The sequence below is a fragment of the Alteromonas sp. G4i13 genome (assembly GCF_054960505.1).
The window spans coordinates 42,235-65,698 of the sequence record NZ_JBHNYX010000028.1; the positions used below are offsets into that span (position 1 = coordinate 42,235).

The 23,464-nt window shown below is 44.9% G+C and carries 23 protein-coding genes; 7 read left to right on the forward strand and 16 right to left on the reverse strand.

What is annotated here, in order from left to right:
- Positions 1-100 precede the first annotated feature (100 nt).
- Positions 101-2,011, forward strand: coding sequence for a methyl-accepting chemotaxis protein (locus tag ACFI6J_RS14190; protein WP_049588564.1), 1,911 nt, complete (start codon positions 101-103; stop codon positions 2,009-2,011).
- A 60-nt stretch (positions 2,012-2,071) separates the two neighbouring features.
- Here ACFI6J_RS14190 and ACFI6J_RS14195 read toward each other — a convergent pair whose 3' ends face one another.
- The gene (locus tag ACFI6J_RS14195) at positions 2,072-2,659 is read right to left on the reverse strand and encodes a hypothetical protein (protein ID WP_014947986.1); all 588 of its coding nucleotides are present in this window, start codon (positions 2,657-2,659) and stop codon (positions 2,072-2,074) included.
- 258 nt (positions 2,660-2,917) lie between these two features.
- Entirely contained in the window at positions 2,918-3,769 is an 852-nt protein-coding gene (locus tag ACFI6J_RS14200) for an SdiA-regulated/phytase-like domain-containing protein (protein ID WP_014975448.1), read from the reverse strand.
- A 210-nt stretch (positions 3,770-3,979) separates the two neighbouring features.
- On the opposite strand from ACFI6J_RS14200, the gene ACFI6J_RS14205 reads away from it, so the two are divergent.
- A complete protein-coding gene (locus ACFI6J_RS14205; protein WP_061439208.1) occupies positions 3,980-5,791 on the forward strand; it encodes a cation:proton antiporter in 1,812 nt (603 codons plus the stop codon).
- A gap of 300 nt (positions 5,792-6,091) precedes the next feature.
- On the opposite strand, the gene ACFI6J_RS14210 is transcribed toward ACFI6J_RS14205, so the two are convergent.
- The gene (locus ACFI6J_RS14210; protein WP_014975446.1) at positions 6,092-7,402 is read right to left on the reverse strand and encodes a 3-deoxy-D-manno-octulosonic acid transferase; all 1,311 of its coding nucleotides are present in this window, start codon (positions 7,400-7,402) and stop codon (positions 6,092-6,094) included.
- A gap of 396 nt (positions 7,403-7,798) precedes the next feature.
- On the opposite strand from ACFI6J_RS14210, the gene ACFI6J_RS14215 reads away from it, so the two are divergent.
- Positions 7,799-8,908, forward strand: coding sequence for a glycosyltransferase family 4 protein (locus tag ACFI6J_RS14215; protein ID WP_014975445.1), 1,110 nt, complete (start codon positions 7,799-7,801; stop codon positions 8,906-8,908).
- An 84-nt stretch (positions 8,909-8,992) separates the two neighbouring features.
- Here ACFI6J_RS14215 and rpsQ read toward each other — a convergent pair whose 3' ends face one another.
- The 11 genes from rpsQ to rpsJ are packed head-to-tail and all read right to left on the reverse strand — an operon-like array spanning position 8,993 to position 13,930.
- Positions 8,993-9,250: a 30S ribosomal protein S17 gene (gene rpsQ, locus ACFI6J_RS14220; protein ID WP_014975444.1), complete on the reverse strand. Its 258-nt coding sequence runs from the start codon at positions 9,248-9,250 to the stop codon at positions 8,993-8,995.
- Positions 9,250-9,441, reverse strand: a complete 192-nt coding sequence (gene rpmC / locus ACFI6J_RS14225) for a 50S ribosomal protein L29 (RefSeq protein WP_014947980.1) — start codon at positions 9,439-9,441, stop codon at positions 9,250-9,252. The genes rpsQ and rpmC overlap by 1 nt, the downstream gene beginning before the upstream one ends.
- Complete coding sequence (gene rplP / locus ACFI6J_RS14230; RefSeq protein ID WP_014947979.1) at positions 9,441-9,851, reverse strand: 50S ribosomal protein L16; 411 nt, start codon at positions 9,849-9,851, stop codon at positions 9,441-9,443. The genes rpmC and rplP overlap by 1 nt, the downstream gene beginning before the upstream one ends.
- A 2-nt stretch (positions 9,852-9,853) precedes the next feature.
- Positions 9,854-10,558, reverse strand: coding sequence for a 30S ribosomal protein S3 (gene rpsC, locus ACFI6J_RS14235; RefSeq protein ID WP_014947978.1), 705 nt, complete (start codon positions 10,556-10,558; stop codon positions 9,854-9,856).
- Positions 10,559-10,567: 9 nt separating this feature from the next.
- Entirely contained in the window at positions 10,568-10,900 is a 333-nt protein-coding gene (gene rplV / locus ACFI6J_RS14240) for a 50S ribosomal protein L22 (RefSeq protein ID WP_014947977.1), read from the reverse strand.
- Positions 10,901-10,911: 11 nt separating this feature from the next.
- Positions 10,912-11,187, reverse strand: a complete 276-nt coding sequence (gene rpsS, locus ACFI6J_RS14245) for a 30S ribosomal protein S19 (RefSeq protein ID WP_012516961.1) — start codon at positions 11,185-11,187, stop codon at positions 10,912-10,914.
- 15 nt (positions 11,188-11,202) lie between these two features.
- Entirely contained in the window at positions 11,203-12,027 is an 825-nt protein-coding gene (gene rplB / locus ACFI6J_RS14250; RefSeq protein WP_014947976.1) for a 50S ribosomal protein L2, read from the reverse strand.
- A gap of 14 nt (positions 12,028-12,041) precedes the next feature.
- Complete coding sequence (gene rplW, locus ACFI6J_RS14255; RefSeq protein WP_012516959.1) at positions 12,042-12,341, reverse strand: 50S ribosomal protein L23; 300 nt, start codon at positions 12,339-12,341, stop codon at positions 12,042-12,044.
- Positions 12,338-12,943, reverse strand: a complete 606-nt coding sequence (rplD, locus tag ACFI6J_RS14260) for a 50S ribosomal protein L4 (protein ID WP_012516958.1) — start codon at positions 12,941-12,943, stop codon at positions 12,338-12,340. Before rplD ends, rplW begins: the two co-directional genes overlap by 4 nt.
- 18 nt (positions 12,944-12,961) lie before the next feature.
- Positions 12,962-13,600 (reverse strand): 50S ribosomal protein L3, encoded by a 639-nt coding sequence (rplC, locus tag ACFI6J_RS14265; RefSeq protein ID WP_014947975.1) that lies wholly within the window; start codon positions 13,598-13,600, stop codon positions 12,962-12,964.
- Between the two features lie 18 nt (positions 13,601-13,618).
- Complete coding sequence (gene rpsJ, locus ACFI6J_RS14270; RefSeq protein WP_010179497.1) at positions 13,619-13,930, reverse strand: 30S ribosomal protein S10; 312 nt, start codon at positions 13,928-13,930, stop codon at positions 13,619-13,621.
- 388 nt (positions 13,931-14,318) lie between these two features.
- Between rpsJ and ACFI6J_RS14275 the strand changes: the two genes are divergently transcribed.
- Together ACFI6J_RS14275 and ACFI6J_RS14280 are read left to right on the forward strand one after the other, a co-directional pair.
- The gene (locus tag ACFI6J_RS14275; RefSeq protein ID WP_014947974.1) at positions 14,319-16,577 is read left to right on the forward strand and encodes a GspE/PulE family protein; all 2,259 of its coding nucleotides are present in this window, start codon (positions 14,319-14,321) and stop codon (positions 16,575-16,577) included.
- 109 nt (positions 16,578-16,686) lie between these two features.
- Positions 16,687-17,181 carry an SEL1-like repeat protein gene (locus ACFI6J_RS14280; protein WP_014947973.1) on the forward strand — a complete coding sequence of 165 codons (495 nt, stop codon included), beginning with the start codon at positions 16,687-16,689 and terminating at the stop codon, positions 17,179-17,181.
- A gap of 61 nt (positions 17,182-17,242) precedes the next feature.
- Here ACFI6J_RS14280 and acnA read toward each other — a convergent pair whose 3' ends face one another.
- Positions 17,243-19,960 carry an aconitate hydratase AcnA gene (gene acnA, locus ACFI6J_RS14285; protein WP_156085811.1) on the reverse strand — a complete coding sequence of 906 codons (2,718 nt, stop codon included), beginning with the start codon at positions 19,958-19,960 and terminating at the stop codon, positions 17,243-17,245.
- 488 nt (positions 19,961-20,448) lie between these two features.
- On the opposite strand from acnA, the gene ACFI6J_RS14290 reads away from it, so the two are divergent.
- Together ACFI6J_RS14290 and gpmA are read left to right on the forward strand one after the other, a co-directional pair.
- On the forward strand, positions 20,449-20,910 hold the full coding sequence (locus tag ACFI6J_RS14290; protein ID WP_039225136.1) for a cupin domain-containing protein: 462 nt from the start codon (positions 20,449-20,451) through the stop codon (positions 20,908-20,910).
- Between the two features lie 178 nt (positions 20,911-21,088).
- Positions 21,089-21,835, forward strand: coding sequence for a 2,3-diphosphoglycerate-dependent phosphoglycerate mutase (gene gpmA / locus ACFI6J_RS14295; RefSeq protein WP_014947970.1), 747 nt, complete (start codon positions 21,089-21,091; stop codon positions 21,833-21,835).
- A gap of 66 nt (positions 21,836-21,901) precedes the next feature.
- Here the strand turns inward: gpmA and ACFI6J_RS14300 are convergent, their stop codons facing one another.
- On the reverse strand, positions 21,902-22,903 hold the full coding sequence (locus ACFI6J_RS14300; RefSeq protein ID WP_014947969.1) for a branched-chain amino acid aminotransferase: 1,002 nt from the start codon (positions 22,901-22,903) through the stop codon (positions 21,902-21,904).
- Positions 22,904-23,464 lie beyond the last annotated feature (561 nt).

The following is a 23,464-nucleotide window of genomic DNA, read 5'->3' on the forward strand; positions in this document are numbered from 1 at the left end:
TACTGACCCGCCTAGGACTCATTATCAGACGTTGCTGTGCCTGCAATGCCACGTCACCCTTGATCATAAATTTCAGCATTAACTTACGTGGTCGAAAGTCATGACTTTCAGTATAAAACAAAAACTCATTATTTCTCTTATTGTGGCGGTGCTCGCTGCTGCTATTCTTGTAGGTTCTATTAGCCAATGGATTGCCCGTGACCTCGTTAAAGAGAACATGGAAGAACTTCAGCTTCCTTCATTACTTAAACAGGTTGGTAACCGAGTGGACAGGGAAGCAAGTGTAATGCTTACCGTTGCTCACGGCATTGCTTCTAACCCCGACATTCTTGCCTGGTCGTCGGCAGGCGCAGATAGCGCTGGCGAACGCCGTCTCCTTAGCTATTTAAGTAATATCGTTGAATTTAACGATTTAACGGTAGCCTCATTTGTAGACAGAACCACCTACAAATATTGGAACCAAGATGGTTTCTTGCGGGTGCTACAAAATGATGAATTTGATGGGTGGTTTTTCGCTTACAAAAATAGCGGCGAACCAATTTCACTAAGCCTATACAACGAACCGGGCCAAGGTTACCGACTTTTTGCGAATTACCAGCAAGTAAACGGCAGAGGTATGTCGGGTGTCGCTAAATCGGTCGATGAGCTGCTAGATATCATCAATGCGGTGAAAATTGCGCAAACCGGCTTTGTCTTTCTTGTTGACGGAAACGGCACCATTATCGCTCATCCCAATACCGAGTTATTAGGAAAGGCTAAGTTAGCGTCCATAAGCGATTCAAGCACATCAGGGCAACTACTCAATCGTCAGGGCTTTGCTATGGCCACCAGCGACGCGGCAGGCGACACGCAACTGTTTGCCAGTACCTATGTGGAAAAAGCCGGTTGGTACGTGGTTGCACAAGTACCCGAGCATGAGCTTTACGCATCGCTAAATGCAGGCAGCCGCCAGATTATTATTTGGGCTTTGGTGATAGCAGGCGCTTTCGCACTTATTGGTATTTGGCTAGCAGGCACGCTTACTAAGCCACTTGAATCACTGGCCGATGTTTTCCAGCAGCTTGGCAGAGGACAAGGCGACTTACGCTCTCGTATTCCTATGCCAGAACAAAAGGAAATTGCCCGATTAGTGGAAGGGTTCAATAACTTTATTGATCACCTTCACGGCACCATTTCGCAAGTGGCGAAAACAAGTCACGCACTAAAGGCGTCAGCACAAGATGTTGCGAAGCAGTCTCATCAAACAGAAAACTCTACCAAGAGCCAGCGCGATCAAACCTTACAGGCGGCAGCCGCGCTAACAGAGATGGGCAGTACGGTAAATGAAGTAGCCCAGTCAGCTACCCATGCTGCGCAAAATGCGAATATGGCTACAACTAATTCCGCTCACGGTCGAGAAATTACCCAACGTGCAGTACACGCGATAAACGGTCTTTCGGGTCAAATTCAAGATGTGTCTCGGGTTATTCAATCACTAGATGAACACACCGCAGCCATTGGCGGTATCCTCGATACAATTCGAGGTATTTCAGAGCAAACCAATTTACTTGCGCTAAATGCTGCTATAGAAGCAGCTCGGGCTGGCGATCACGGCCGAGGCTTCTCAGTCGTTGCTGATGAGGTGCGAACACTTGCACAACGTGCCGCTCAAGCGACTGATGAAATACAGGTGAAGATCGATAAGTTCCAGCAAGACTCTAAATCTGCCGTTTCGCAAATGGAGTCAAGTCGAGCACGCACAACCGATGTGGTAACCGCAACCAATGAAATAGACAAATTGCTTCAAGATATCGCCGAAGAGATTGCTCACATTAATGATGTGAACACGCAAGTGGCGACGGCTACGGAAGAGCAAGCCACGGTGGTTGAAGATATCAGTCGAAACATTAATGACATTAGTGCATCAAGTGAAGAAACCCTGAATGCGACTAAGATATTGGTTAGCGTGAGTGACAAGCTCGATGAACTGGCGCAAGAACTCTCGTCTGAAGTGAGCAGATTTAAGCTATAAGTTTACTTATGCCTTATGAATGGCAAAGCGGTGAGATAACACAACCTTATGCGCCACCATTTAGAAAGTGATGGCGTATTCTACTTTTACTTGATTGTCACGGCTGGAACGCCATGGCAATTGCATTGATGCTCCTTCACTTTCCCACGACTCTCTCATAGCTCCAACAGTAAGAAGGTGCTTGTCTTCCTTGAATGGAATTTCTACGTAAAGGCCTGCTGATGTACTGGTAGGCAGACGAATTGTATCGGCAACCGGAATGCTCATCTCATGACGGGGGCGTACTTTATGGCTTAACCCCAACCGATAATCACCTCTATCCCACCAGCTAACCACTTCAAATTCGTGGCTTCTGACACGCTGAGACATAACACCGTAGTCAAGCAACCCTTTGTTGTAATGGACAATGGCTTCAACGTTAAACATTGGCGCCAGTTTTTGGCTAAATGCAAGTTGATACTGCTTTTGTTTGCAGCCTTTGAACTTAATTTTATTCTTAGTGAGAGTTAGGGAAAACGTATCGTCACTGTCTGAATATTTGTTGAGCCATTCTTGTGCCTTTTCGACCACAGAGGCATTAGCTGCACCCGCCAATAAAAAACATGGACAAAAGCACATTGCTAAAAAGGACTGGTTTAAACGTCTCATTTTTCGCTGCCTCTCAAATTGTGGTTGGCTACAACTTATTCGATCACAATTTCAGTATAGACAGGAAAGTAGGCAGTTGGGTATTAGCCATTTTACTAACATCGACTAAAAGATAACTTTAAAAGAACAGCTGCTGACAATGAAAGAGCGCTTATTCACAACCGTGAATAAGCTTGGGGGGATTGGCTGCCAGACTTCAATCAGCTCGCTTTTTTATAGCGTTGCTCGTTACGGCGTTACCTGTTTTGGCGCTACTTGTTATGGCATCACTCTGGCGCTAGACAACGATGCTTTGCGCCCTTCCGTAGCTTCTTCGCTGAACCAATATGTGCCGCTATTATCCACGCATATGCCTTCAACTTGTTTATATTGCTCAAGCGGCCATACATCAAGAAGGGCAAAGTCGCTTGATACTTGAGCCATGAAAGTAGCAAAGTTTCCAAATGGATCTGATTTGTAGCCGGTGATAACAAACCTATTTTGGTGCTGATCGAAGTCTACCCCAGTTACCACGCCCGGCAGTCCATCAATGGACGCAAACGTACTAATGGTTTGCTCAGCTTCGTCTTCGTTCACTTTATAGATATGGGTTATACCAGTTTTCCAACTTTTAGAAAAAAGAAGCAGGTCATCGCCATGCTTAACCATCGCCTCTGAGTCAAAATCATGTGCATAAGGAATGTTATTCGAAGCGTCATTACCCTCGTATTTCAATGTAATAGAGGTGATGTCATTCACATTTGAGCGGTTTACTTTATGTATTTCGACCTGCTCTCTTTTGCCTTTATTGTTTCCCACATCCGCAATGTAAAACGATGAAGCGTCAGCGGTTATTGCTTCCCAGTCTTTATTGGTGAGCGGTAAGCGCGTTCGTTCAATAATTTCACCCTGGTAATTTATACGATAAATGATGGGAGCATTACCTGAGTCATTTAATGAGTACATGCCGTCCGTTTCGCAAAATAGACCCGATGTTTCTGAAAGTTCTTCCGGCAACTCAACGATATTTTTTATTTGTAACTGTGCAGAAGGGATGGGATATTGAACTGCGCATGCCGATGCTAGTACAAGCGATGCTGATAAAGCCGCGAATTTAAAGTGAGTGTTCAATGAAAGGCTCCGAAAAGAACGATAAGTGACGAATAATATCAAACCTACCCACTCTCTAACATGCATTTTAGTGCGCTAAATAAGGTCTATTGGTCTAAACTTTTAGCCCAAGCGTATATCGCTATAAACTTAGGTTGGCCTAAAGTCTCTGTATGACAAATGTTTAGGCTGATATACCATGGAATAATATCAACACGTTAAGGACTCACTTTGTCAGACCCGCTTCTTTCACTCGTTGCAGTTGGATTGCTGTCAATTACCTGCCAATACTTAGCCTATAAGGTTAGGCTCCCTGCTATTTTACCGTTGTTAATTGTCGGTATTGTGGTTGGCCCTGTTTTTGGCGTGCTCAACGCGGACGACTTATTCGGTGATTTGCTGTTTCCTGTCGTTTCTCTCTCTGTTGCCATTATTCTTTTTGAAGGGTCACTGACGCTGAAGTTCAGCGACATCGCGGGTCATGGGAACATGGTTCGAAACCTTTGCTCTGTGGGCGTGGTTGTAACCTGGCTTGTCGCAGCCACTGCAGCGCACTACAGTCTTGATCTTACTTGGCAGCTATCCTTCCTATTCGGAGCCATTGTTACCGTAACAGGCCCCACGGTTATAGTGCCCATGCTCAGAACCGTGCGACCGAAAACGAATTTGGCCAATATCTTACGCTGGGAAGGGATTGTCATAGACCCTATCGGCGCTCTGCTCGCCGTACTGGTTTTCGAGTTTATCGTTGCATCGCAAGAAACCGCCATTACCCATACGCTAATAGCGTTTGGCAAAACCATTGGAATTGGCTCCGTACTTGGTCTCGCTTCTGGCTATCTGCTTGGTCTGTCTATTCGCAAAGACTGGATACCGCACTATTTGCTTAACACCGCAGTGTTAACCGTTATTCTGGGTGTATTTGCAGCGTCTAATTATGTTGCGCACGAGTCTGGCCTTTTGGCCGTTACCATATCTGGTATGGTACTGGCCAATATGAAGGACGTAGACGTAGAAGACATTCTTGAATTTAAAGAAACCCTCAGTGTTTTACTTATTTCAGGCTTATTTATTCTGCTTGCCACGCGTTTGAACTTACAATCGGTAGTGGATGTAGGTTGGGGCTCCGTTGTAGTGCTTGCCGCCATTATGTTTGTGGCTCGGCCTTTGTCCGTATTGGCGTCCTCCGTTGGTACCGGACTCAAGTTAAACGAATTAGCCTTGCTAAGCTGGATTGCACCTCGAGGTATTGTTGCAGCGGCGGTATCAGCCCTTTTCTCTTTAAAGCTTGAAGAAATTGGCTATGAAGGCGCGGGTATTATCGTTCCTATTGTCTTTATGGTGATTATTGCAACAGTGGTGGTACAGAGCCTTACTTCACGCACTGTTGCGTCACTACTTAAGGTGAGAGCGCCTGCGCCAACTGGCTATCTGATTTTCGGTGGCAGCAAATTCAACCGCGCCTTAGCGACAGAAATGATAAACCAAAAGCTAGACGTTACCATTGCAGATACTAACTGGGACGCAATAAGAGAAGCGCGTATGAAGGATATCCCAGTATATTTTGGCAACCCAATGTCTGACCATGCAGCGCGACATCTTGATCTGAATACATTCGGTACCGTGCTGATTATGTCGCCTTATAAGCAGCTTAACCCACTTATTGCTTATCACTTTGAATACACGATGGGCAAAGACAAAGTATGGGCGCTGACAAATAACGAACAATCTACGCGACCAAGTCACCAAGTTAGCGAACAATACGCGAAAAAACTTACTCTGTTCGATGAAGGCGTTACTTATGGGTATTTAGCATCGGCCATTGCCCGTGACTCAATGGTGAAGACCACCCGTTTATCTGAAGAGTTTACTTACGAGCAGTACATTAAACAGTATGGTGAGCGCGCTACACCTCTCATTGCGATCAACGCTGAAGGTAAGAGCTATACTTTTATCAACGGTAACAGTATTCAGCCTAAAGCAGGATGGCGTGTGATTAGCTTGATTGAACCAGAACGAAAAGAAGAAAAAGTAGAAGTGTAAAAGTAAGAAAACCTCCTGCCCACAGGCAGGAGGTCTCTCCCTGGAAAACGCGCAACGCAGTGCCCTTTTTAAAAGGTGCATATTTATTTGGATTTTACTGTTGTTACGCTGTCGCACACTTTATAGCAAGCAGCGAACCAACTTTGACAATCCTTGTATAATCAAATAGATAGCTAAAAACCAAGTCCCTATTCATTATCTTTTAGCTGTCACAGCGCCTAATTTGGTGCATCAGACGCACAAATGCGGGGTTCCTTTTTTGTTCAATAACAACGAGTTGCTGTTTTTGACTGACGGCATTTAACGAATACTGCGATGTATACACGCTAAAGTAGAATCTAACGCGCCGCTGTTATCCTGTAGTACCTTTTTACCGGCCATTCCCGCTTTTTCAGCTTTACTGGGTGATTCAAGCCATTCTTGTACCGTTGAAGAAACGCGAGAAGCATCTTCTACAATGCTTAATGCGCCACATTCTTTTAAATAGTCGCAGATAACAGGGTTATTATAGGTGTGTGGCCCCATCATTATTGGCAACGAGAATGCTGCCGGCTCAAGGGCATTATGGCCGCCTCTATCGGCAATAGAGCCGCCAACAAAGGCAAATGTTGCTACCGCATAAGCATGATTTAACTTACCCATTTCATCCAACAGGATAACGTTCACATCGTCTGGAACGTTATCCACCTCTGAACTTTTGACGAAGTTCAGATTATGCCTTTCAAGTAATTTTGCTACGGCTTCAAAACGCTCTGGATGGCGAGGGACAATAATCACCCGTAGTTGAGGGCTCTCTTTCCATAAAACCTTTGCAGATTCAACGATAACGCTCTCTTCAGGTTCGTGCGTGCTGCCTGCAACTAGTATTGGCCTTGCACCCTTAGCTAACCCAAGAAAATGTGCAGAAGAGCTCGCTGTATTTGCGGCTTGATCAAACTTAATATTATTCGTGAGGGTTAGCTTATCTTGCGCAACACCAAGCCATGCATAATTATCATAGTCTCTCTGCCCTTGAGCACATACGTGAGATAGCTTAGCCAACATAGGGTTAAATAGCTGTCCGATTTTTTTATAACGTTTAGCCGAGCGCTCAGTCATGCGAGCATTTATTACCATAACGGGAATATTTCGCTTCCAGCACACGTGAATTAGGTTTGGCCATAGTTCAACTTCTGTAATCATTACTGCTTTGGGCTTAATGCGTTTCAGCATTGAAGACATAGTCAGCGACAAATCATAAGGCAGATAGAAATGGTGAACGGTGTCTTTGAATATATCTCGAACGCGAGCAGAGCCTGTAGATGTGGTTGTAGTAACGGTTATTTGCGCGTCTGGCTCGTGTTGCATTATTCGCTTTATTACGCATGAAGCAGCCACGACTTCCCCCACTGAAACACAGTGAAACAAATAGCCATTCTGCTTGAGCGGCTTTGGGACTATACCAAAACGCTCAAATCTCCCTCGATGCGAGTCATCGCTTGCTTTCGTGGCTTTTATCAATAAATGAATAAATGCGAAGGGAATCGCAATCGCCAATACAAGCGAATATCCCCACCGGCAGAGCGTTTCAAGTAGAGTAGGTTTATAGCCACGTGTATTGGCAACAACCATAAATACATCCTTTTTGATACAGATACTTCGACGGCACGACTACAAGTGATCGACTATCGATGTTGAATTATGCTTTTCAAATACGGTGTGCTGGGCACTGCGGAAACACCCACTTCCAGCGTTAAGCAGGTAATTCTAGCTATCTAGTGCCGCAGTTCCCGATAGATTCTTTCGACATTGTAGTGGCTAAATAGCCCGCGTCTAGGGCAAAGCGACCTATACGTAAGTAAATAGTGTATTTGAGAAAGGCAATAATATATTGATCACTCGCTTTATGCGTATAGTGGTGTTTAAACAGCAGGGTGTTACCACAACCATATAAGAAAAGCCGCAAAAAACGGTCTTAAATACAAAAGCAGCGTATACAGAATATTAAATAAATTTTAAGGAAGGCATTTGAGTATACGCGTTCTTCACATTGAACTTGGCATACATCTTCACGGTGGCGCAGAACAAGTTGCATACCTCATCAATGCGTTAGAGCACCATGATGATATATCACTTCACTTGGTTTGCGCTGAAGACAGTGAGATTCGTCATACGGCTTTTGGGCATTGTGAAACGCATACCATTAAGTATGCCGGTGAGTCAGACTTCCTATGTGTAAAGCGTTTACTGGAAGTCGTAAATGGGGTTAACCCAGATATTATTCATGTACACAGCGAACGGGGTTCGGATGTATGGGGTGCCATGCTCGCCAAAATTTCAGGTGTGCCTACGGTTTGCACAAGGCGAATAGATAACCCCGAAACTCACTTTTCATTTTATAAGTACAAACAATTCGATGCAGTTATCAGCGTATCTGAAGGTGTGAGGAAAGTGGTTTCACTACATTGTGAAGGCGTAGAACATCAGCGCGTTATATATCCAGCAGTAGACTTAACAGAGTATTCCCAACGCAAAGATAGCGGTTGGCTGCGACGTACATTCTCTATTCCTGAAGACCATATCGTCATTGCAAACTTCGCTCAGTACACATCTCAAAAAGGGCAAGCGGATATCATTTTGGCTATGCACGATGTATTGAACAAGCATGAAAATGTAACCTGTTTATTGTTTGGCGAGGGAAATCTAAAAGAGAGCTATCAATCACTTATAGAACGCCATAAGCTAGACGAGCATGTGAAGCTTTGCGGTTTTACAAAAGAGGTAGCCAAAATACTCCCTAATGTAGATATTCTGGTTCATCCTTCCTATTCAGAGGGTTTAGGCGATATTTTACTTCAGGCAGGTGCTAATAAATGTGCAGTGTTATCTAGTCCTGTGGGGGGAATACCCGAAGTTATCAAGCATAAGGAGACAGGTGTAATGGTAGCGCCGGGAGATATTGACGGAATTGGGGAGAGCTTAATTAGTCTAATTGAATCCCCTGATGAAAGAGCACAATATGGAGAGGCTTTGTATAAGCTTGTCACAAGTAAATTTGGTATAGAAAGGATGTCCAAAGCCTACGCTGATTTATACAAGACGCTAGTCTTCACCGGCGCTGATAATGAACACGCTTAAGCCTATGGAAGCACGTTAAAGAAACTGCAGATACAAAAAAGCCGCTCGAGAGCGGCTTTTTTAAGACTTGAAAAAAGTTAGCGATTAAACGCCAGCTTTCTCAACAACGTCAACTAGCATCCAAGATTTGCTCTTAGATAGTGGGCGACATTCACGTACTGTTACTACGTCACCTTTATTGCATACGTTGTTTTCGTCGTGGGCGTGAAGCTTAGTAGAGCGCTTGATGAACTTCCCGTAGATTGGGTGCTTAACAAAACGTTCAACTACAACAGTGATAGACTTATCCATCTTGTTGCTAACCACACGACCTTGTACTGTACGAATTTTTTGCTCAGTCATTACGCATCAGCCTTTTGAGTCAGAATGGTTTTAACACGCGCGATGTTACGACGTACTTTTCTCAACTGATCAGTTTTTTCAAGCTGACCTGTTGTGTGCTGCATGCGTAGGTTGAACTGTTCGCGTAGCAGGTTAATCAACTCTGCGTTCAGCTCTTCTACGCTCTTTTCTTTCAGTTCAGTCGCTTTCATTACATCACCGTCCGAGTTACAAAGGTTGTTTTAAATGGCAGTTTAGCCGCTGCCAATTCAAACGCTTCGCGTGCAAGATTTTCAGGAACACCTTCCATCTCGTATAGCACACGACCAGGCTGAATTTGGCATACCCAGTACTCAACGTTACCTTTACCTTTACCTTGACGCACTTCTAGAGGCTTCTCAGTAATTGGCTTGTCAGGGAAAACTCGAATCCAAATTTTACCTTGACGCTTAACGTGACGAGTCATAGCACGACGCGCTGCTTCGATTTGGCGCGCAGTCATTCGACCACGACCAACTGCTTTAAGGCCGTAAGTACCAAAGGCAACAGTATTACCCGCTGCTAAGCCGCGGTTGCGACCTTTGTGCATCTTACGGAACTTCATGCGTTTTGGTTGTAACATGATTAGCCCTCTCGCTTAGCGTTGCGGCCTTTCTTCTTAGGTTGAGCAGCTGGTGCTTGCTCTTGAGTTGTAGGTAGACCACCTAGAACTTCACCTTTGAAGATCCATACTTTAACGCCGATGATACCGTAAGTAGTTGACGCTTCAGAGGTTGCGTAATCGATATCCGCACGGAAAGTGTGCAGAGGAACGCGACCTTCACGGTACCATTCAGAACGTGCAATCTCTGCTCCGCCCAAACGGCCGCTAACTTCAACTTTGATACCTTTCGCGCCTAGACGCATTGCGTTTTGTACTGCGCGCTTCATAGCACGACGGAACATAACACGACGCTCTAGCTGGCTAGAGATGCTGTCAGCTACTAGCTGGCCATCTAGCTCTGGCTTACGTACTTCAGCGATGTTGATCTGAGCTGGCACGCCGGCTAGCTTAGATACGTAGTTACGCAACTTCTCTACGTCTTCACCTTTCTTACCGATTACAACGCCTGGACGAGCAGTGTGAATAGTCACACGGATGCTCTTAGCAGGACGCTCGATCACGATTTTAGAAAGTGAAGCGTTCTTTAGTTGCTTAGTCAGATACTGACGTACCTGATGATCGTTATACAGGTTGTCTGCATAGTCTGCAGTATTAGCGTACCAGGTAGAAGTCCATGGTTTGCTGATACCCAGGCGTATACCTGTAGGATGTACCTTCTGTCCCATTATCTACTCCTAGTTATCCGCTACAACCACAGTGATGTGACTGCTGCGCTTGAAGATACGATCAGCACGGCCTTTAGCACGTGGCTTGATACGTTTCATAGTTGGACCTTCGTCAACGAAAACTTTAGACACGCGTAACTCGTCGATGTCTGCGCCTTCGTTGTGCTCTGCGTTAGCAATCGCAGATTCCAATACTTTCTTTACTAGCGCTGCGCTTTTCTTCGGGCTGTACGCAAGAAGCTCTAGAGCTTTCTCAACGTGCATTCCGCGAATTTGATCCGCAACCAAGCGTGCCTTTTGAGCCGACGTGCGGGCAAAACGGTGTTTAGCTAATGCTTCCATCTTCCTACCCCTTAACGTTTAGCTTTCTTATCCGCGACATGGCCGCGGTAAGTACGCGTTGGCGCAAATTCGCCCAACTTGTGGCCGACCATTTCGTCACTAATAATGACAGGTACATGTTGGCGACCGTTATGGACCGCAATGGTCAACCCAATCATATCTGGGATGATCATAGAACGACGAGACCAAGTTTTGATTGGTTTACGTTCGTTCTTTTCCACTGCAGCCTCTACCTTCTTCAGCAAGTGAAGGTCAATAAAAGGACCTTTCTTGAGAGAACGTGGCATGGTGAATCCTCGCTATTACTTGTTTCGACGACGTACGATAAGCTTATCAGTACGCTTGTTGCTTCGGGTTTTCTTACCTTTGGTAGGAACACCCCAAGGAGTTACTGGGTGACGACCGCCTGATGTACGACCTTCACCACCACCGTGTGGGTGATCAACCGGGTTCATGGCAACACCACGAACGGTAGGACGAACACCACGCCAGCGTGTAGCACCAGCTTTACCTAGTGAACGAAGCATGTGCTCTGCATTGCCAACTTCACCGATAGTGGCGCGGCAATCAGATAGAACTTTACGCATTTCGCCAGAGCGTAGACGTAGGGTAACGTAGTTTCCGTCACGTGCTAGGATCTGAGCATAAGCACCAGCAGAACGTGCGATTTGCGCACCTTTGCCAGGCTTCATTTCAATTGCGTGTACAACAGTACCTACAGGGATGTTACGCATAGGTAGAGTGTTACCAGACTTGATCGGAGCGTCCGAACCAGACTGGATTGCATCACCTGCTTGCATACCCTTAGGAGCCAGAATGTAACGACGTTCACCGTCTGCGTACAATACTAGTGCAATGTTTGCAGAACGGTTTGGATCGTATTCTAAACGCTCAACTTTAGCTGGAATGCCGTCTTTGTTGCGTTTAAAGTCGATTACACGGTAGTGTTGCTTATGACCACCACCAATGTGACGAGTGGTAATACGACCATTGTTGTTACGACCGCCAGATTTGCTGTTCTTTTCAAGCAAAGGTGCGTACGGTGCACCTTTGTGCAGGTCAGGATTTACGACCTGAACAACGTGACGACGACCGGCAGAAGTTGGCTTAGCTTTCAATAATGGCATTTCTAATCCCCTTCTTACTCAGCACCACCGACAAAGTCGATGTCCTGACCTTCTTTAAGAACCACGTAGGCCTTTTTCCAGTCGCTGCGCTTACCGAAAGACATGCCGTGACGCTTGGTTTTACCCTTAACGTTCACAGTACGAACACCTTCAACTTCAACTTCAAACAGTTTTTCAACTGCAGCTTTGATTTCGGCTTTGTTCGCGTCTTTAGCTACTTTAAATACAACTGTGTTGTTCGCTTCAGCAGCCATTGTAGACTTTTCTGAAACGTGAGGTGCTACTAGCACCTTCAGTAGACGTTCTTCTTTCATGCTAACGCCTCCTCAAGTTGTTTAACCGCATCAGCAGTCATTAGCACTTTTTCAAATGCAATCAAGCTCACTGGGTCGATGCCTGCTACGTCACGTACGTCAACTTTGTACAAGTTGCGCGCCGCTAGGAACAAGTTCTCATCAACTTCAGGAGTAACGATTAGAACGTCATTTAGTTCATATTCGTTAAGTGCAGAAATAAGAGCTTTAGTCTTAGGTGCGTCAACACCGAACTTCTCTACAACAACCAAACGGTCTTGACGGATTAGTTCAGACAGGATGCTCTTGATCGCACCGCGATACATTTTCTTGTTAACTTTTTGGTCAAAGTCACGAGGCTTTGCTGCGAAAGCACGGCCACCGCCAACCCAAATTGGGCTACGGATTGTACCAGCACGAGCACGGCCAGTACCTTTTTGACGCCATGGCTTCTTACCGCCACCACGAACTTCAGCGCGAGTTTTCTGCGCTTTTGTACCCTGACGAGCACCTGCACCGTAAGCTACAACTACCTGGTGTACCAGGGCTTCGTTGAATTCACGTCCAAAGGTCGCTTCGGATACTTCAAGAGCGCTTTGCGCGTCTTTCAATGTTAATTCCATCAGTTCACTCCCCAGACGTTACGCTTTAACAGCTGGCTTTACGATTACATCGTTGCCAGTTGCGCCAGGTACGGCACCTTTAACTAGGATAAGGCCGTTCTCTACGTCAACACGTACAACTTCCAAAGACTGAGTAGTCACTTGCTTGTTACCAAGCTGACCAGCCATTTTCTTGCCTTTGAATACTTTACCTGGTGATTGGTTTTGACCAATTGAACCAGGAGCACGGTGTGACAAAGAGTTACCGTGTGTCATACGCTGAGAACTGAAGTTCCAGCGCTTGATAGCACCTTGGAAACCTTTACCTTTTGATGTACCAGTTACATCAATTTTCTTAGTGTCGTTAAAGATTTCAACAGTGATTTCACTGCCTACTTCAATATCGGCACCTTCGTTTTCTTCTAGGCGGAATTCTACTAGAGTGCGTCCAGCTTCAACACCAGCTTTAGCAAAGTGACCTGCTTCAGCTTTGTTGATGCGGTTAGCTTTCTTAGTTCCAGCAGTAACCTGAAGAGCGCGATAACCGTCAGTTTCCTCAGTACGAAGCTGAGTAACGCGGTTTGGGGTCGCTTCAATAACAGTCACAGGGATAGACGTACCATCTTCAGTGAAGATGCGAGTCATACCCACTTTACGACCGACTAGACCAATCGCCATTGTTATAACCCTCTCTTATTAGCCCAGGCTGATTTGAACATCAACGCCAGCAGCCAAGTCCAAACGCATCAACGCGTCAACTGTTTTATCAGTTGGCTCGATGATGTCTACCAAACGCTTGTGAGTACGGATTTCATATTGATCACGCGCGTCTTTGTTAACGTGCGGAGAAATCAGAACTGTATAGCGTTCTTTGCGAGTAGGTAGAGGAATAGGACCACTTACCTGAGCACCAGTGCGTTTCGCAGTTTCAACGATTTCAGCCGTAGACTGATCGATCAACTTGTGATCAAACGCTTTCAAACGAATGCGAATTCTTTGATTTGGCATCGATTAAGCTCCAATCGAAAGAACAAAAAAATTCACCCTTTCTCTTCCATTTATTCCGGAAAGAAAGGATGTGCGTAAACCGATGGTTCCCAATCGGAACCCTGTTCTTTTTTCTAGCACGCCAGCAACAGGCTAATCAGTGATGATGAATCCGTTACTTCGGCGACCACCCTAAAAGCAGTGAGGTCGCGGCTAAAAATTACGTGCCCTAATTGGGCAGTGGGCGCGAATTATACAGAAAGGCAGAAGCAATGCAAGAGGCAGTTTGCTTTTTATACACATATTTTTACGCTATACCAGTGTATGTAACTGTCTATAAGTAGTATTGTTGCTTTCGTGGTATAGGTATATCTTGTTACCCTAGCTTAACAGGCACTTGTAACGCCAAATGCATAAAGGACTAGGCGCCAACATTATTAGTAGTGAGAATATGGAAGTAGTGAATAACCAGCAAACTTTTGCACAAATAAAACGCATTCTAAATAACCACTCCACGTTACTGGATGCATATGGTTTATTAGAGCCAATTATCCTCGGTTTGTTTGATGCCCAGCGTATGAGTATTTTTCAACGTCGACGTCAGCATCAAGATTTGGTCGCGAGATTTAAAACGGGTAAAGAGACGCTGGAAATAAAAGTGCCAATTAGCCCAATGTCGATTGCTGGTTATGTTGCCCTATCACAAAAGGCTGTGGTTATTGACGACCCGTATAATCCTGCACTACTTCAAAGCATTCACCCTCGCCTGCGCTTCGCCGACAAGTTCGACAAAGACAATGACTTTAAAACCCAGAACATTTTATGCGTACCTATAATGAATGCGGGCGTGTTGATGGGTGTTATCCAAATCATCAACAAAGTCAGTGGTGGTTTTACTGAAGAAGATTTAAAGCTAGGCAATGCCCTTGCACTTATTCTTGGCGACAAGTTCAGATTTGAATTAGGTGGCACAAACAACCCTTTCGATCTACTAGTCCACAAAAGCTTATTAGACGAAGCTACATTAAACGATATTCAAAGTTCTACTCCAGACATTCGCGCTCTTATACAGCGTCTTGTATCGGAACACCGCATCTCTGAAGAAGAAATTGGCAACTCGCTTTCTATTCACTATCAGGTGCCTTTTATTCCTTATTTACCTGATAAGTATCACAGGTTCGAAAATGAAAGCCGTCTGAATGTTTCTTATTTAAAAAGAAACTATGTGGCTGTCATTGCCGATGCCCATGACAAGCCCATAGTATTGATGGCTGAACCTAATAATGCGGCGCTACTTATGGAAATAGAGAGCGCCATGGGTATTGATAGCTACGAGATAGCTGTCAGCCTACCAAGCTTAATTCTTCAATACCTGGGTGAAAATAGCGGTGGCGGTGGCCCCGGCGAGATGAGTGATATTCTCGACGAGATTGGTACATCAACTGAAGATAACGACGACCAGGTCGATGAACTTTCTGACGACGCCCCTGCTGTGGTGCGCTTAGTAAGCCGTATTCTGCACGATGCAAAAAGACTCAACGCGTCAGATATTCATATAGACCCAGAGAAAAATGCGCCCACTCGTGTACGTATGCGCGTGGACGGTGTGTGCCGCGACATGAACCAAGTGCCTAATTCGCACCACAGTGCGGTTATTGCACGCATAAAGATAATGTCGAATTTGAACATTGCCGAAAAACGCGTACCTCAGGATGGCAAACTCGCGTTTAGAATGAATGGTCAACTTGTTGAAGTTCGTGTTGCCACCATTCCTACGGTTGCCGGTGAAGGTGTGGTTATGCGTATTCTGGCATCTGGCGGTGCGATGCCTATTGATAAGATGAACTTGGCACCGAACAACCGTGCGCGTTTAGAAGAAATGATTAAGAAGCCTCACGGCATTCTTCTCGTTGTTGGGCCAACGGGTTCAGGTAAAACCACCACGCTTCACGCTATATTGGGATATTTAAACACGCCTGAAAAGAAGATTTGGACCGCTGAGGACCCGGTGGAAATCACGCAACCCGGCCTACAACAGGTACAAGTAAGCCCCAAGATTGGCTTCAACTTTGCTGCTGCCCTGCGCGCATTCTTACGTGCTGACCCTGACATTATTCTTATTGGTGAGATGCGTGATAAAGAAACCGCGCATGCAGGTATTGAAGCCTCGTTAACCGGTCACTTAGTACTGTCTACACTGCATACTAACTCAGCCCCTGAAACGATTACCCGTTTACTTGACTTGGGTCTCGACCCTGTGAACTTCTCCGATGCCTGCGTGGGTATACTGGCTCAACGTCTTATTCGAACGCTATGTAGTAACTGCAAAGAAAAGTACATCGCCACTGAAACCGATATGGCCTTTATTGAGCGCCAGTATGGTCATGCGCACATGGCGGAGCTGAATATTCAGACGCCACTAGAGCTTTACCGCGCTAAAGGCTGTGAAGAATGTGGAAACACGGGTTACAAAGGTAGAACAGGGGTACATGAACTACTAGGTATGACGCCAGAGCTTCGGTCAATGGTGTACAAAGAAGCCAGCGTCGCCGATATGAAGTCTCAGGCTGCTGCTGATGGCATGCGCACCCTCGTTCAAGACGCAATTTTCAAAGTTTTGAAAGGCGATACTGACCTAGCACAAGTCCAAATTATTGGTGGAGATTAATCACTCTACTCTTAAAATTTTTAGTAACATAAAACAAATACTGTACTTTTAGACGGTTCACTATGAGTGTGAATTGCGTTATAAATTTATCAAAAAGAAGGGATACTACATGAAAAATCTATTAGCAATAGCTGCCGTTTTATCTTCAGTTGTACTTTCAGCCCCTACGCTGGCTCAGTCGCATACTAAGAATCATATTTGGAAATCCGAATATTTATCTACTTTAGAATTGGGCTTGCACGCCCTGAAGGCAGAGAAGTATGAAAAAGCACTGGAGAAGCTGACTGCTTCTGCAAAAATGGGAAATAAAGAAGGCCAATATTACCTCGCGCAAATGTATTTCCAAGGATGGGGGACGCCCGTTAATTATGAAGAAGGCTGGCTCTGGTTGAATGTTGCAATGGAACAAAAAACCGCTGAATGGAACCGTTCTTACCGACAGATAAAGAATGCTTTACCTGAAGACTACATCAATGCTTTAGAGCCTTATGTAGAAGAATATATCTCTCTTTACGGTGCACAAGCCCAAGATTTGAGATGTGAGACACGCGCTGCCATCGGCTCGAATATTAAAGAAGTAATCTGCGAAAAACGCTATTACTAACATCACATGGCATAGCGACTTCTCACTACAGAGAAGTCGCTAACCATTACCCTTAAACGTGCTATTTCTTCAAGTATTCTCTTATCACGTAATGCAGAATGCCGCCGTTTTCAAAGTAAGTGAACTCGTTTGATGTATCAATTCTGATATCCATCGTAAACGTTGTTGTTTTTCCTTCATCCGACACGGCTTTAACTTCAACCTCAGTCTGCCCACGTTCAACAGCGTTAATAGAAAAAGACTCATTGCCTTTAAGCTCCAAAGAACTCGCGCTATCACCTGACTTAAATTGAAGTGGCAAAATCCCCATTCCAATCAGGTTAGAGCGGTGAATTCTCTCGTAGCTCTCGGCTAATACTGCTTTCACCCCCATCAAAGAAGGGCCTTTAGCAGCCCAATCTCGACTCGAGCCAGTACCGTACTCTTTTCCACCAATAACAATGGCTGGTACGCCATCATCTTTGTAACGCATAGCAGCATGGAAAATAGACATACCATCGCCACTTGGGAAGTGTGTGGTAGCACTGCCTCTTGTGCCGGGTGCTAATTGGTTTTGAAGACGCACGTTAGCAAACGTACCTCTCATCATAACCTCGTGGTTACCACGACGCGATCCATAAGAGTTAAAGTCTTTAGGCTCAACCCCTTGGGCCTGCAGGTACTCTCCGGCTGGGCTATCTTCTGCGATGGCGCCGGCTGGAGAAATATGGTCGGTAGTAATCGAATCGCCCACCTTAACCAAGCATCGTGCGTTTTCAATTGCAGTTAGAGCCTCTGGCTCTTTACCCATTACTTCAAAGAAAGGTGGATGCTTAATGTAGGTTGATTCTGGCCAGTCGTAGACCGATGTTTTACTCACCTGCAGCTCATTCCATTCACCGCTTCCTTTAAATACATCTGCATACTTTTCTTTAAACAAATCACCGGTGACGTTTTCCGCTATGTATTGCTGAATTTCGTCTTCGGTAGGCCAGATGTCTTTTAGATATACCGGAGAACCATCACTCGCCTGCCCCAACGGCTCTTCAGTGATATCTACATTCATGTTCCCAGCCAACGCGTATGCAACAACCAGTGGTGGTGATGCAAGGTAGTTTGCAGCCACATCAGGATGGATACGCCCTTCAAAGTTGCGGTTACCAGATAAAACTGAGGTAACCGTAAGTTTCGCTTTTCTAATGGCGTCGGTAATGGCATCAGGTAGCGGTCCAGAGTTACCAATACACGTAGTACAGCCGTAGCCAACCAAGTTAAAGCCTAGTGCTTCAAGTGGGTCCATAAGACCTGCATCTTCTAGATACTGAGTAACAACCTGAGAACCAGGTGCTAATGAAGTCTTAACCCACGGCTTACGAGTTAGCCCTTTTTCTGCTGCTTTCTTCGCAAGCAAGCCTGCGCCAACGAGTACAGATGGATTTGACGTATTAGTACAGCTGGTGATAGCAGCTATTACAATAGCGCCATCTTCAAGGTTGAACTTGCTTCCTCTGAACTCCACGAACGAGTCGTGTTCTTCGTCCACCTCGTCTGTTGTACCTAACCCCGCTTCCGCGATGAGATCGGTTTCTTCATCAAGCACTTTCACGTCAATTTGCGAACGATGCCACTCTCTAAATGCCTCTGCTGCATTATCGAGGGCAATTCTATCTTGAGGACGCTTAGGTCCAGCAAGTGAAGGAACCACTTCATCTAAGTTAAGTTCAAGGGTCTCATGATACTGGGCATCTTTTGAGTGGTCGTCGTGCCATAAGTGGCTGAACTTTGCATATTCCTCAACAAGGGCAATTTGATCTTCGTCTCGGCCGGTGAGTCGCAGGTAATCTAGCGCAACATCATCAATAGGGAAGATACCGCAAGTAGCACCATATTCGGGCGCCATGTTTGCGATGGTGGCACGGTCTGCCGTAGTAAGATGCTTAAGACCCGGTCCATAGAATTCTACAAATTTTCCAACAACGCCATGTTCACGTAGTTGTTGTGTGATAGTTAGCACCATGTCGGTGGCAGTTACGCCAGCAGGTAACTTACCTGAAAGCCTGAAGCCAACCACTTTTGGTAATAACATTGTTACTGGTTGACCCAGCATCGCCGCTTCTGCTTCAATGCCTCCCACACCCCAGCCAAGTACGCCAAGGCCATTAATCATAGTGGTATGCGAATCTGTCCCTACTAGGGTATCTGGGTAAACCAACGTTTCCCCATCCTGTTCCTTAGTAAAGGCGCAACGAGCAAGATACTCTAGGTTAACCTGATGCACGATACCGCGACCAGGGGGAACCACTTTGAAATTGTCAAAGCTAGACTGACCCCATTTTAGAAATTGATAACGCTCTCTATTTCGCTGAATTTCAATGTCGGTATTCTTTTCAAGCGCATCGTCTTCAGCAAAATGATCTACCATTACTGAGTGGTCAATAACCAACTCTACTGGATTGAGGGGATTAATCGCCTGAGCGTCGCCACCTAAACGATTAACCGCATCGCGCATGGCTGCTAAATCAACAATAGCAGGCACACCCGTAAAATCTTGGAGGATGACGCGTGCGGGAACAAAAGACACTTCGTGATCAACGTGATTATCTGTGTCCCACTTTGCTACTTGCTCAATATCGTTGCTGTTAACAAACTCTTGGTCTTCATGACGAATCAGGTTTTCCAAAAGAATTTTGATACAAAACGGAAGCCTGTCGAGCGCATATTTACTGCCTATACCGTCAAAATTAACCGCCTTGAAGTTTTTGCCGTTTACTTCAAGCTGCGAAAAAGACTTATATGTCATACGCTCACCATCCTTCTTTGCCTGTTCGTGAATATTGTGTACGTTTCAATTTTGCCAACGCAAGAAACGAGCAACGTGTTTTTCGTCGCCTTATTTTCCAATTTGTACGGCCTAAACATGAAAAAAAGTTCACCTACTATTAGTAATGGCATCGCTTTTTTAGCTATTTCTCATTATTGGTTTAAACAGATGGATTATGAAGAAGCGCTATAACAGCTGGAAAAAGCTGACTAGGGCAGATAGCGCTTATTGGTAAGTAAGCTTGGCACACTTTATATTGAGGCTAATTGGTAAGAAAACTTCGCGTATGCACAGAGTACTTGATGATTAATATGGTTTACAAATATGCAACATTTCTGTTTTCTTATAACGCACCAAACGGTATGCTTAAAAGAAGGTTAAACATTAAATGTCTTAATACATGCTTAGGAAAGCTTTGAGATATACAAGCATAAGTAGTAAGCAATAACAATAATAACGAAGTTATCATGACACACCCGCTAGTTAAGAAGTACAACCTTGCACCTCACCCCGAGGGAGGTTTCTATCGTCAAGTTTTCCGTTCTGAAAACGAAACTAAATCGTTTGTGCACAATGCTAGTCGTCCCGCGCTTACTCATATTTATTTTCTTCTACTAAAGGGACAAGTAAGTCGTTTTCATCGCGTGTTACATGATGAAGTGTGGAATCACTACGAAGGGGCTCCACTACAACTGTTTCAACTTGAAAAACAACAGTTGTGGGAACGTCGCATTGGTGGGCAAAGCACGGACTATGTTGAAGTTGTTAAAGCAGGGAATTTTCAGGCAGCCGCAACGATGGGTGATTACTCACTTGTTGGTTGTACAGTAGCACCTGGCTTCGACTTCGAAGACTTTAGCTTTATTGAAGAGCCATCAATGAAAGAGTGGATAAAAGTTGCTCATCCAGACCTTACCCGTTTTATATAATATATTCCCAAGTTATAGTGATAAACACACGTCTTACCTGCGATTTTGTACCAGCATAAACTGGATTTTTAAGCGCCAATCAAGGATGATAACAGCAGATTTTTAAATATACGTCTGAACGTCCAATTTCTGGAATTATCTCAGACTATTTCACTCTAACGCCGCAGGTAACCCAACTATGTATAAATTGGTACTTATTCGTCATGGAGAAAGTCAGTGGAACTTGGAAAACCGTTTCACAGGCTGGCACGACGTTGACTTGACCGACACTGGTGTAGCACAAGCAAAGACCGCAGGTCAGCTTCTTAAAGATGCTGGATTTACATTTGATCAGGCTTATACGTCTGTACTTCTTCGCGCAATTAAAACACTTAATATTGCACTTGAAGAGATGGGTCAGCACTACCTTCCAGTTGAGCGTCACTGGCGTCTGAACGAGCGTCACTACGGTGCGTTAACAGGTCTAGACAAAGCAGAGACTGCCGCTAAGCATGGTGAAGAACAGGTTAAAATCTGGCGTCGTAGCTTCGACATCCCACCTCCGGCCGTTGAAGATGATAGCGAGCACTTCCCAGGTCACGATCCGCGTTACAACAATGTAGATGCTGACATCTTGCCACGTGGTGAAAGTCTAAAACTAACTATCGAACGTGTACTACCATACTGGCACGACGTTATTCGTCCAGACATCCAAGCAGGCAAGCGCGTAATTATTGCTGCGCACGGCAACAGTCTTCGTGCTCTTGTTAAGTACCTTGATGGTATGTCAGACGAAGAAGTGTTGGGTCTAAACATTCCTACAGGTGTACCGCTAGTATACGAACTAGATGAAAACCTTAAACCAATCTCTAAAGAATATCTTGGCGATGCTGACGCTATCAAAGCAATGATGGATGCAGTCGCTAAGCAAGGCAAAGCGAAGTAATCGAGTGCCTTTTTAGATACGAAAAAGCCTGCGTTCGCAGGCTTTTTTAATGGGTGTCTGATTAGACTAGTTTGGCACTTTCACCAACCAATTGTGAGTGTCTTCAGCCTTACCCCATTGGATATCATTTAACGCTTGTCTTAGCTTCATCGTTACTGGGCCAGCTTCTCCGTTACCCACCTGATACTCTTTATCATTGTGAATAAAAGTACCTACCGGCGTAAGTACAGCCGCTGTACCAGACAGTGCTGCTTCAGTGTTCGGTTTGGCTGAACGCTCTAGTAGTTCGTCTACAGTAATATCACGCTCGCTCACTTTCATGCCGTGGTCTTTGGCAATTTGAAGAATCGTTGCTCGGGTCACACCGTGTAGGAAGCTAGAATCTAACCCTTTGGTAATGATTTCATCACCATCGATAAGCAGGAAGTTAGCAGCTCCGGTTTCTTGTACATCGCCATTAGGGCAAAACAGAATTTGATCAGCCTGAACTTCTGCACGCGCTTTAAGAATAGGAGGCAACGCACTGGCGTAGTTACCACCGCTTTTTACCATTCCCATGTGCGGCGCACAGCGCATGCCTGTTTCGTCAAGCAACAAGCGAAGTGGCTTCAAACCGCCAGCAAAGTAATCACCAACCGGCGATAACAGGACGTATAGCATAGAACTTGCTGATGGCGCTGCCGCTTTACCGATAGACGCTTCTGTGCCGATATGCGTAGGGCGGATATACATAGAACCTGGAGGCTCTGGAACCTCAGAGGCATATTTTGCAACAATATCGATGATCATCTTTTCGACTTGCGCTTTGTCTATTTCAGGCAAGTTAAGTAGACGGCTACTTTGAGCAAAGCGCTCAATATTCTTATCCATTCTAAAAATGTTGATGCTGCCATCTTCGTGCTTAAATGCTTTCAATCCTTCAAAGCATGTACTTGAGTAATGAAGCACGTGTGCACCAGGGTGCAGCTGAATACTATCTGCACTGACAAATTCGGTGTCAGTCCACTTATCGTTGACAAAGGTAGCAAGTGCCATTTGTGGCATGAATACTGTACCGAATACGGCCATTAGTTTGTCCTATTTACTTCGACTAGAAAAATACTCGACAGAGTTTACCAAAAAACGCTCACTTTGCTAAAAGTAAGTCAGATCTATTAAGGCTTTTATCGAATAAGAATGTCTACAAATACTGACAACACAAAAATAATGGGGTCAGAGTACATTTTTACTTATCTAACAAATGGGGTCAGAGTACTTTTCAAGCTCATAAGAAGTTAAGACTTTAATTACACCGCCCTTGTTTTACATCTTTAATACCTTTGCCTAAGCTGGCGAACTATAGAATTTTAGCTCACCTTCAAACTCGTAATTACACACACTACTGGCATAAAGAAACGAGCGATCTCTATATCCCAGAAAAATAGGGTCAGAGTACATTTTTTTGATTTATCAGTACTGGACGAAAAATGTATGACTACGCTACGGTATTTAGCGTAATAAAGTACTCTGACCCCTTTATTTTGAATCGATGTGTTGTACCGTCTGTGAAATCAAACGTCACACTAAAAAGCTGAGAAAGAGAACTACGGAGATCGTTGAAATCTTAATATTGGGGTTTTGCTGAGGGAA

What these genes read in the sequence shown, in the direction of transcription:
- rplV (WP_014947977.1), bottom strand. Translation starts at nt 10,900, where the DNA reads ATGGAAGCATTAGCTAAACACCGTTTTGCCCGCACGTCGGCTCAAAAG.
- ACFI6J_RS14210 (WP_014975446.1), bottom strand. Translation starts at nt 7,402, where the DNA reads ATGGTTGTTGCCAATACACGTGGCTATAAACCTACTCTACTTGAAACG.
- rplD (WP_012516958.1), bottom strand. Translation starts at nt 12,943, where the DNA reads ATGGAATTAACATTGAAAGACGCGCAAAGCGCTCTTGAAGTATCCGAA.
- ACFI6J_RS14275 (WP_014947974.1), top strand. Translation starts at nt 14,319, where the DNA reads ATGCATAAAGGACTAGGCGCCAACATTATTAGTAGTGAGAATATGGAA.
- ACFI6J_RS14290 (WP_039225136.1), top strand. Translation starts at nt 20,449, where the DNA reads ATGACACACCCGCTAGTTAAGAAGTACAACCTTGCACCTCACCCCGAG.
- gpmA (WP_014947970.1), top strand. Translation starts at nt 21,089, where the DNA reads ATGTATAAATTGGTACTTATTCGTCATGGAGAAAGTCAGTGGAACTTG.
- rpmC (WP_014947980.1), bottom strand. Translation starts at nt 9,441, where the DNA reads ATGAAAGCGACTGAACTGAAAGAAAAGAGCGTAGAAGAGCTGAACGCA.
- rplC (WP_014947975.1), bottom strand. Translation starts at nt 13,600, where the DNA reads ATGGCGATTGGTCTAGTCGGTCGTAAAGTGGGTATGACTCGCATCTTC.
- ACFI6J_RS14300 (WP_014947969.1), bottom strand. Translation starts at nt 22,903, where the DNA reads ATGGCCGTATTCGGTACAGTATTCATGCCACAAATGGCACTTGCTACC.
- rpsC (WP_014947978.1), bottom strand. Translation starts at nt 10,558, where the DNA reads ATGGGACAGAAGGTACATCCTACAGGTATACGCCTGGGTATCAGCAAA.
- rplP (WP_014947979.1), bottom strand. Translation starts at nt 9,851, where the DNA reads ATGTTACAACCAAAACGCATGAAGTTCCGTAAGATGCACAAAGGTCGC.
- rplB (WP_014947976.1), bottom strand. Translation starts at nt 12,027, where the DNA reads ATGCCATTATTGAAAGCTAAGCCAACTTCTGCCGGTCGTCGTCACGTT.
- rpsS (WP_012516961.1), bottom strand. Translation starts at nt 11,187, where the DNA reads ATGCCACGTTCTCTCAAGAAAGGTCCTTTTATTGACCTTCACTTGCTG.
- ACFI6J_RS14195 (WP_014947986.1), bottom strand. Translation starts at nt 2,659, where the DNA reads ATGAGACGTTTAAACCAGTCCTTTTTAGCAATGTGCTTTTGTCCATGT.
- ACFI6J_RS14190 (WP_049588564.1), top strand. Translation starts at nt 101, where the DNA reads ATGACTTTCAGTATAAAACAAAAACTCATTATTTCTCTTATTGTGGCG.
- rpsJ (WP_010179497.1), bottom strand. Translation starts at nt 13,930, where the DNA reads ATGCCAAATCAAAGAATTCGCATTCGTTTGAAAGCGTTTGATCACAAG.
- rplW (WP_012516959.1), bottom strand. Translation starts at nt 12,341, where the DNA reads ATGAAAGAAGAACGTCTACTGAAGGTGCTAGTAGCACCTCACGTTTCA.
- ACFI6J_RS14280 (WP_014947973.1), top strand. Translation starts at nt 16,687, where the DNA reads ATGAAAAATCTATTAGCAATAGCTGCCGTTTTATCTTCAGTTGTACTT.
- acnA (WP_156085811.1), bottom strand. Translation starts at nt 19,960, where the DNA reads ATGACATATAAGTCTTTTTCGCAGCTTGAAGTAAACGGCAAAAACTTC.
- rpsQ (WP_014975444.1), bottom strand. Translation starts at nt 9,250, where the DNA reads ATGACTGAGCAAAAAATTCGTACAGTACAAGGTCGTGTGGTTAGCAAC.